General features: G+C 68.2%; 11 protein-coding genes. 6 read left to right on the top strand and 5 right to left on the bottom strand.

The features are described from left to right. On the top strand, window positions 1-325 hold a 325-nt coding region (locus tag I0Q12_RS03630), incomplete at its 5' end, for a PaaI family thioesterase (protein ID WP_197250639.1). 133 nt (window positions 326-458) lie between these two features. On the opposite strand, the gene serS is transcribed toward I0Q12_RS03630, so the two are convergent. Then, the gene (gene serS, locus I0Q12_RS03625) at window positions 459-1721 is read right to left on the bottom strand and encodes a serine--tRNA ligase (RefSeq protein WP_197250638.1); all 1263 of its coding nucleotides are present in this window, start codon (window positions 1719-1721) and stop codon (window positions 459-461) included. Between the two features lie 11 nt (window positions 1722-1732). Further along, on the bottom strand, window positions 1733-2077 hold the full coding sequence (locus I0Q12_RS03620) for an ankyrin repeat domain-containing protein (RefSeq protein WP_197250643.1): 345 nt from the start codon (window positions 2075-2077) through the stop codon (window positions 1733-1735). Window positions 2078-2173: 96 nt separating this feature from the next. Here I0Q12_RS03620 and I0Q12_RS03615 point away from each other — a divergent pair, with 96 nt between their 5' ends. Further along, window positions 2174-3253 carry a septum formation family protein gene (locus I0Q12_RS03615; RefSeq protein ID WP_197250637.1) on the top strand — a complete coding sequence of 360 codons (1080 nt, stop codon included), beginning with the start codon at window positions 2174-2176 and terminating at the stop codon, window positions 3251-3253. An 8-nt stretch (window positions 3254-3261) separates the two neighbouring features. Next, a complete protein-coding gene (locus I0Q12_RS03610; protein ID WP_374068551.1) occupies window positions 3262-3600 on the top strand; it encodes a metallopeptidase family protein in 339 nt (112 codons plus the stop codon). A gap of 75 nt (window positions 3601-3675) precedes the next feature. Here the strand turns inward: I0Q12_RS03610 and I0Q12_RS34595 are convergent, their stop codons facing one another. Further along, window positions 3676-3804 carry a hypothetical protein gene (locus I0Q12_RS34595; protein WP_269437518.1) on the bottom strand — a complete coding sequence of 43 codons (129 nt, stop codon included), beginning with the start codon at window positions 3802-3804 and terminating at the stop codon, window positions 3676-3678. Between the two features lie 173 nt (window positions 3805-3977). Between I0Q12_RS34595 and I0Q12_RS03605 the strand changes: the two genes are divergently transcribed. Both I0Q12_RS03605 and I0Q12_RS03600 read left to right on the top strand, forming a co-directional pair. Next, entirely contained in the window at window positions 3978-4379 is a 402-nt protein-coding gene (locus I0Q12_RS03605) for a nuclear transport factor 2 family protein (RefSeq protein ID WP_248673832.1), read from the top strand. A 40-nt stretch (window positions 4380-4419) separates the two neighbouring features. Then, window positions 4420-5397: a nitronate monooxygenase family protein gene (locus I0Q12_RS03600; RefSeq protein WP_197250634.1), complete on the top strand. Its 978-nt coding sequence runs from the start codon at window positions 4420-4422 to the stop codon at window positions 5395-5397. Between the two features lie 59 nt (window positions 5398-5456). On the opposite strand, the gene I0Q12_RS03595 is transcribed toward I0Q12_RS03600, so the two are convergent. Then, a complete protein-coding gene (locus I0Q12_RS03595; protein ID WP_197250633.1) occupies window positions 5457-5744 on the bottom strand; it encodes a putative quinol monooxygenase in 288 nt (95 codons plus the stop codon). Window positions 5745-5874: 130 nt separating this feature from the next. Here I0Q12_RS03595 and I0Q12_RS03590 point away from each other — a divergent pair, with 130 nt between their 5' ends. Next, on the top strand, window positions 5875-6936 hold the full coding sequence (locus I0Q12_RS03590) for a phosphotransferase family protein (protein WP_197250632.1): 1062 nt from the start codon (window positions 5875-5877) through the stop codon (window positions 6934-6936). A gap of 21 nt (window positions 6937-6957) precedes the next feature. On the opposite strand, the gene I0Q12_RS03585 is transcribed toward I0Q12_RS03590, so the two are convergent. Continuing rightward, the coding region (locus I0Q12_RS03585; protein WP_197250631.1) for an SDR family NAD(P)-dependent oxidoreductase at window positions 6958-7665 on the bottom strand (708 nt) is incomplete at its 5' end.

The raw sequence follows: 7665 nt of genomic DNA, 5'->3' as shown, positions 1-7665 counted from the left end.
GCGCGAGGGATTCGCCGAGGTGACGCTGGAGGTGCAGGAGTTCCACTGCAACGCCGTGGGCAGCGTGCACGGCGGGGTCGTCGCGACACTGTTCGACACCGCGATGGGCTTCTCCGTGGCGAGCACCCTCGCCCCGGGCGTCGGCTACACCACCCTCGACCTGCAGGTGCGCTACCTGCGGGCGGTGCAGCCGGGACACCTCATCCGGGTGCAGGGCTTCTGCGAGCATTCGGGACGCCGGACCGCGACGTCGCGCGGCGAGGCCCGTGACGAGCAGGGCAGGCTCGTGGCGAGCGGTTCGACCACCTGCATGATCCTGGGCTGACCCGGAGGGCCACCCCAGTTCGTACCCCACCTTCGACCGAGCGAGTGGCACACCCGGTCGGTCGAAGGAGACGAGGGATACATTCGCTCGCCCAAGGCGGCCGGCACGTCGGCTCGCCGAAGGCGGCGCGACCTCAGCCGATCGGCTCGAGCACCTCACGCCCGACGAACGGAACGAGCGCTGCCGGCACCTTCACGGAGCCGTCGGCCTGCTGGTGGTTCTCGAGGATCGCGACGAGCCAGCGCGTGGTGGCGAGGGTGCCGTTGAGGGTCGCGGCGATCTGCGGCTTGCCGTTCTCGTCCCGGTAGCGGACACCGAGGCGGCGGGCCTGGAAGGTCGTGCAGTTCGACGTCGACGACAGTTCGCGGTAGCGCTCCTGCGTCGGCACCCACGCCTCGCAGTCGAACTTGCGGGCGGCGGACGAACCGAGGTCGCCGCCGGCGACGTCGATGATCCGGTAGGGCACGTCGATCGCGGCGAGCATCTCGCGTTCCCACGCCAGCAGGCGCTGGTGCTCGTCGGTGGCGTCCTCGGGCTTGCAGTAGACGAACATCTCCACCTTGTCGAACTGGTGGACGCGGATGATGCCGCGGGTGTCCTTGCCGTAGCTGCCCGCTTCGCGGCGGAAGCACGACGACCAGCCGGCGTACCGCTTCGGGCCCGCGGACAGGTCGAGGATCTCGCCCGAGTGGTAGCCGGCGAGAGGCACCTCGGAGGTGCCGACGAGGTACAGGTCGTCCTCTTCGAGGTGGTACACCTCGTCGGCGTGCTGACCGAGGAACCCGGTGCCCTGCATGATCTCGGGACGCACGAGCACCGGCGGGATCATCATCGTGAAGCCGTTGGCGGTGGCCTTCTGCGCGGCGAGCTGCAGCATCCCGAGCTGCAGCAACGCGCCGTAGCCGGTGAGGAAGTAGAAGCGCGCGCCGGACACCTTCGCGCCGCGTTCCATGTCGATCAGGCCCAGCGACTCGCCGAGCGTCAGGTGGTCCTTCGGCTCGAAGTCGAAGGTGGGCAGTTCACCGACGGTCTCGAGGGTGACGAAGTCGTCCTCACCGCCGGCCGGGGCACCTTCCTGCACGATGTTGGAGATCGCCAGGTGCGCGCGGTCGAGGGCTTCCTGCGCGGCGTGCTGCTCGGCCTCGAGCTCCTTGACCTTCGCGGCGAGTTCCTTCGCTCCGGCGAGCAGGGCGGGGCGTTCCTCGGGGGACGCCTGACCGACCTTCTTACCCAGCGCCTTCTGCTCGGCGCGGATGTTGTCGCCGGCGAGCACCGCGGCGCGGCGGGTCTCGTCGGCCTCCAGCAGGGCGTCGACGAGACCGGGGTCCTCACCTCGGGTGCGCTGCGAGGCACGGACGGCATCGGGATTCTCGCGGAGGAACTTGAGGTCGATCACGAGAGGGAAGCCTACCGGTGCCAGAGTTGCTGGTAGTCGTCCCTCCCGAACATCCGCGCGGCATCGTCCGCGGTGGGATAGCCGACGTAGGGGTCCGCACCGGCCGCCACGAGCGCCCGCACCACCTCTTCCGCCCCCTTGAACACCGCGCCCGCGAGGGGCGACTGCCCGCGATCGTTGAGCCGGTCGACGTCGGCACCCCGCTCGATCAGGAGATTCACGGCCCCGGGATGCGCGTGATAGGCGGCGAGCATGAGCAGGGTGTCGCCGGTGCCGTTGGTGAGATTCACCGGGCCGCCCGCATCGAGAAAGGCGGCGAGCGTGTCCGCGTCACCGGCCCGCGCCGCGTCGAACATCCGCTGGGCGATTTCCTGGACTTCGGGATCGATCGGATCGTCCGTCACGAACACCGAAATTACTCCCCACACCGGCGCCAGGCATGATGGATGACGATGGCCGAGGAGAAAGAACAGCAGTCCACGCGGCGCCCGCCGTCCGCGAAGCTGACCCGTCGCGCACCGTCAGCGCAGCTGACCCGTCGCGCATTGATACTGGTCGCCGCGGGCGCGGTTCTCGCCGCCGTCGCGACCGCCGTGTTCGCCGGGTTCGGCGACTCCGACGACGAGACCCCCACGGGCAGCGCGCTGCGCACGACCGGGGCGGTGGCCGGTGAAGCGTTCGGTACCGCGGTCGCCGGGGACTGCCTGACCTGGTCGGCGATCGACGCCAGCGATCTGGAGAAGGTCGACTGCGAACAGACCCACCTGTTCGAGGTGGTCGAGGACATCGACCTGAGCGTGTTCCCAGGCGCGGAGTGGGGTCCGGGCTCGCGATTCCCGTCGGTCCTGCGGTTCACGGAACTGCGCGACGAACATTGCGCGCCCGCCGCCATGGATTACCTGCAGGGGCGTTTCGACCCGCACGGCAAGTTCAGCGTCGGCCTCATCAATCCGGGCGAAGCGGGCTGGGAAGCCGGCGAACGCACCCTGCGCTGCGGGCTGCAGTTCTCGTCGACGACCGGCAATCTGCTGCCGATCGAGGGTCGCGTCGCCGATCAGGACCAGTCCCGCGCGTGGGAGGTCGGCACCTGCATCGGCATCAACAACGGGGTGCCCGCCGATCCGGTGGACTGCGCGCAACCGCACGCGTTCGAGGTCGCCGCGGTGGTGGACATGTCCGCCCAGTTCCCCGGCGGGGTGCCGAGCACGGAGGACCAGGACAAGTACCTCGAGACGACGTGCACCGAGACCACCAACGCCTACCTGGGCGATCCGGAGGCACTGCGCAACAAGACGCTGACGCTGTTCTGGGACAACCTGGACTTCGACAGCTGGCTCGCGGGCAGCCGCAAGGTGAACTGCTCGGTCGGCAAGCAGGTCGACGGGGGTGGATTCGCGTCGATCACCGGTTCGGCGAAGGGCGACATCCTGATCGACGGCCAGCCGCCGGTCCCGCCGCCGCCGGTGCCGGAGGGGCGGTCGCTGCCGACCCCGCTGCCGGGTGCGGCTCCGCTCCCGGGCGGCACGCGATGAGTGTCCGGATGGACGAGGAACGCTTCGAGGAACTGGTCTCCGAGGCGTTGGACCTGATTCCGCAGCAGCTCGCCGAGGCGATCGACAACGTGGTGGTGCTCGTCGATGCGCGGCACGACGAGGAGCCGGACCTGCTGGGCCTCTACCACGGGATTGCGCTGACGGAACGCGACTCGCACTATGCCGGGTCGCTGCCGGACACGATCACCGTCTACCGGGACGCGATCCTCGACATCTGCGAGTCCGAGGACGATGTGGTGCACGAAGTGGCGGTCACCGTGATCCACGAGATAGCGCACTACTTCGGAATCGAGGAGGACCGCCTCCACGAACTGGGCTGGGGCTGACCGGACCGGCCGCCCCAGCGCGTGTTCTACAAGCCTGTTGTTCTACGAGCCTTGCTGTTCTACAAGCTCAGCGCGTCACTTGTTGCGCTGCATGAAGTGCGGGTTGACCGTCGAGATCCACAGCAGTGCCAGCGATCCCAAGATCACCTGCAGCACCACGATGATCACCACAGCCACGCCCACGATTTCGAGAATGTCACCCATGCCGTAGGACCTTACATTGTCGGGTCTCCGGCCCCTCGGGCTGCACTCGCGAACGGCCCTTCGAGGACCGACCATCGACCCGCTCCCCGCGACCCTGATGAACGGTCACCATTGACTGTTTAATGGGGAGGGCCCTACGCTCGGCAGCATCCCGCGATCGAGAGGCGACCACCGTGACGAACACCGAGCGCCCTGCTGTTGTCGAACGTTGGCACCGCGTGACCGAGACGAAGGACCTCGCCGCGCTCGACGCGCTGATCGCCGACGACGCCGTCTTCCGGTCTCCCGTCGTCTTCACCCCGCAGGAAGGCAAGGCCGCGACGCTCGCCTACCTCCGTGCGGCGGTGACCGTGTTCGGCGACGGCACCGGATTCCACTTCGTCGGCGAGTGGTACGCCCCGAACTCGGCGGTGCTCGAGTTCGTCGCCGATCTCGACGGGGTCCAGGTCAACGGGGTGGACATGATCGAGTGGGACGAACACGACCGCATCACCCGATTCACGGTCATGGTCCGCCCGATCAAGGGCTTGCAGGCACTGATCCCCCGCATGGCCGCCCAACTCGGCCAAGCCTGACCCCCGACCCTCAAAATCTCGGACCCCCAGGAGAAAATCGATGAGTCTGCCGCCCGTCCTTCGCGACCGTCTGCGTCTGCCCGTCGTCGCGTCACCGATGTTCATCGTGTCCAACCCGGACCTGGTGATCGCGCAGTGCAAGGCAGGGATCGTCGGTTCGTTCCCGACGCTCAACGCGCGCCCACAGTCGCAGCTGCGCGAATGGCTGATGCGGATCACCGAGGAACTGGCCAAGCACGACGCCAACAATCCCGATTCGCCGGCGGCCCCGTTCGCGGTGAATCTCATCGTCCACAAGTCGAACGACCGGCTCGCCGAGGACCTCGCGACCGTCGTCGAGTTCGAGGTGCCGATCGTCATCACCTCGCTCGGCGCCCGGCAGGACGTCAACGACGCCGTGCACTCCTACGGCGGCATCGTGCTGCACGACGTCATCGACAACCGGTTCGCGAAGAAGGCGATCGAGAAGGGCGCGGACGGTCTGATCGCGGTCGCCGCCGGGGCGGGCGGTCACGCCGGCACCCAGTCGCCGTTCGCGCTGATCCAGGAGATCCGCACCTGGTTCGACGGTCCGCTGCTGCTGTCCGGGTCGATCGCGCACGGCAACTCGATCCTGGCCGCGCAGGCCGCCGGCGCCGACCTCGCGTACGTCGGCTCGGCGTTCATCGCGACCACCGAGGCCAACGCGTCGGACGCCTACAAGCAGATGCTGGTCGATTCGACCGCGTCCGACATCGTCTACACGAACCTGTTCAGCGGCGTTCACGCCAACTACCTGCGCGGCAGCATCGCCGCGGCGGGCATGGACCCGGACAATCTCGAGACCTCGGATCCGTCGAAGATGAACCTGGGGGCCGAGACCGCCACGGACGGCGGCGCGCGCGGTCCGAAGGCGTGGCGGGACATCTGGGGCGCCGGGCACGGCGTCGGATCGATCGAGGCCGTCACGTCCGTCGCGGATGTCGTCGACCGCTTCCGCGCCGAATACGCCGACGCTCGCGCGCGCCTGGCCCTGTAAACGCCGGAAGAAGACAGACCGCGGGCGTGGGACGGTGACGTCCCACGCCCGCGTGACTGTCAGAGTTCGTTGTAGTGCGTGAGTTTCGGCGCACCGGCCAGCAGCGGACCGAGATCGGTGATCGCTCCGGGGCCGGCGCGGAACTTGCGGTAGGCGGTGTCGTGCTCCTCCGACTGCCACTTCTCGACGATGACCCAGCGGGCCTCGTTGCCCTTGTCGACCAGGATCTCGATGCCGAGGCAGCCGTCGAATTCACGCGTCTCGCCGAGCACCCGCTCCATGACCTTCTTCGCGTCGTCGAGGGCGTCGGGCTTGAACTCGAGTTCCAGCAGGGCAGTGAGTGACATGTTCATCCTTTTCGGGGAGAGTGTGTCCGGTGTCACCGGTTTACCCAACAATTACCGAAGACCTTTGCTCACGCAATGGGTCTGCCCGCTTTTTCCCACTACGTGGCGCGCGGCCGCTAAGGTCACGGCGATGAGCGACACCACGACCGATTCGCCACTGGCCGGTGACGAGATCACCGCGCTCGACGACTGGATGAGCGCCCGCGGCTTCGGACCCGGCCCGGTCACCGACCTCGAGCAGCTGACCGGCGGAACCCAGAACCTGATGGTCCGGTTCACCCGCGGCGACCGCTCGTTCGTGGTGCGGCGCGGCCCGCGCCATCTGCGACCGCGCACGAACGACGTGCTGCGCCGGGAGATGCGGATACTGGACGCCCTGTCCGGCACCGACGTTCCGCATCCGCGTCTGATCGCGGCGTGCCCCGAGGAGGACGTCTGGCCCGGTGCCGCGTTCTACCTCGTCGAACCGGTCGACGGCTTCAACGCGTTCGTGGCGCTACCCGAACCGCACGCCTCCGATCCGGAGATCCGGCACCGAATGGGCCTGTCGATGATCGACGCCCTCGCGACCCTCGCGTCCGTCGACCACACCGCCATCGGCCTGGGCGATTTCGGGCACCCGGAGGGTTTCGTCGAACGGCAGGTCCCCCGGTGGCTGCGCGAACTCGAGTCCTACGCCGCGCTCGACGGGTATCCAGGTGAACCGCTGCCGGGTGTCGACGCGATCGCGGACTGGCTGGCACGGTCGGTGCCGCAGCGGTGGACACCGGGAATTCTGCACGGCGACTACCACATCGGCAATGTGATGTTCTCGCCGTCGTCACCGGAGGTCGCGGCGATCCTCGACTGGGAGATGTGCACGATCGGCGACCCGTTGCTCGACCTCGGCTGGCTCCTCGCGACCTGGCCGGAGCACGGCAACGACGAGAGCACGATCGGCGGTGCCCTCGGCGACGCGGGCGGTCTCGCGACGCGCGAAGAGCTCGTCGAACGTTATGCGGCGCAATCGGATCGGGATCTCTCCGCTCTCGACTGGTATGTGGTGCTGGCGTGTTTCAAACTCGGCATCATCCTCGAGGGCACCTACGCGCGGGCATTCGCGGGCAAGGCCGACCCCGAGGTCGGGCAGCGGTTGCATGCGACGACGCTGAGCCTGTTCCGCCGCGCTCTCGAACGGATCGGGCAGGGCTGAATCCCCGCCCGATCCTCCTCGTCAGAAAATGCTGTATCCGCCGTCGATCAATGTCGAACTGCCCGTCTGGAATCCGGACGCGTCGCTCGCGAGGTACACGGCGATGCCCTCGAAGTCCTCGGGGGTCGCCCAGCGTCCCAACGGCACCCTGGAGATGACGTGGGAGTTGAAGTTCTCGGACTCGACCAGCGGACCCGTCATGTCCGTCGCGACCCAGCCCGGCAGCACGCTGTTGACGCGAATGCCGTAGCGCGCCAACTCGACCGCGCACCCGTTGGCCAGGGCCAGGACCCCGGCCTTGGACGCGCCGTAGGCCTGGTTGCGTCCCGCGCCCTCGTGCGCACCGAGGCTCGACGTGACGATCACCGATCCGCCGACCCCCTGGGCGACCAGGTACTTGGTGGTCTCGCGCAGCGTGAAGTACGCGCCGTCGAGGTTGGTGTCCATCACCTTCCGGTAGTTCTCGGTGGTCGATTCGACGAACTTCGCCAGCGGCACACTGATTCCGGCGTTGACGACGACCACGTCCAGCCCGCCGAGTTCCTCGACGGTGGCGGCGGTCGCGTCGACGACCGCCTGCTCGTCGGCGACGTCGACCGATCGGGTGACGATCCGGCCACCGAATTCCGCGAGCCCCGACGCCGCGGCCTCGAGCTTGCCTGAACTGCGGCCCCAGAGCGCCACATCCGCGCCGGCACGGGCGAGGCCGCGGGCCATTCCCAGACCGAT

The organism is Rhodococcus sp. CX, assembly GCF_015865005.1.
Taxonomy (GTDB): Bacteria; Actinomycetota; Actinomycetes; order Mycobacteriales; family Mycobacteriaceae; genus Rhodococcus.
The sequence above is the reverse complement of the archived record's forward strand: the minus strand, read 5'-3'. Positions and strand labels throughout refer to the sequence as shown.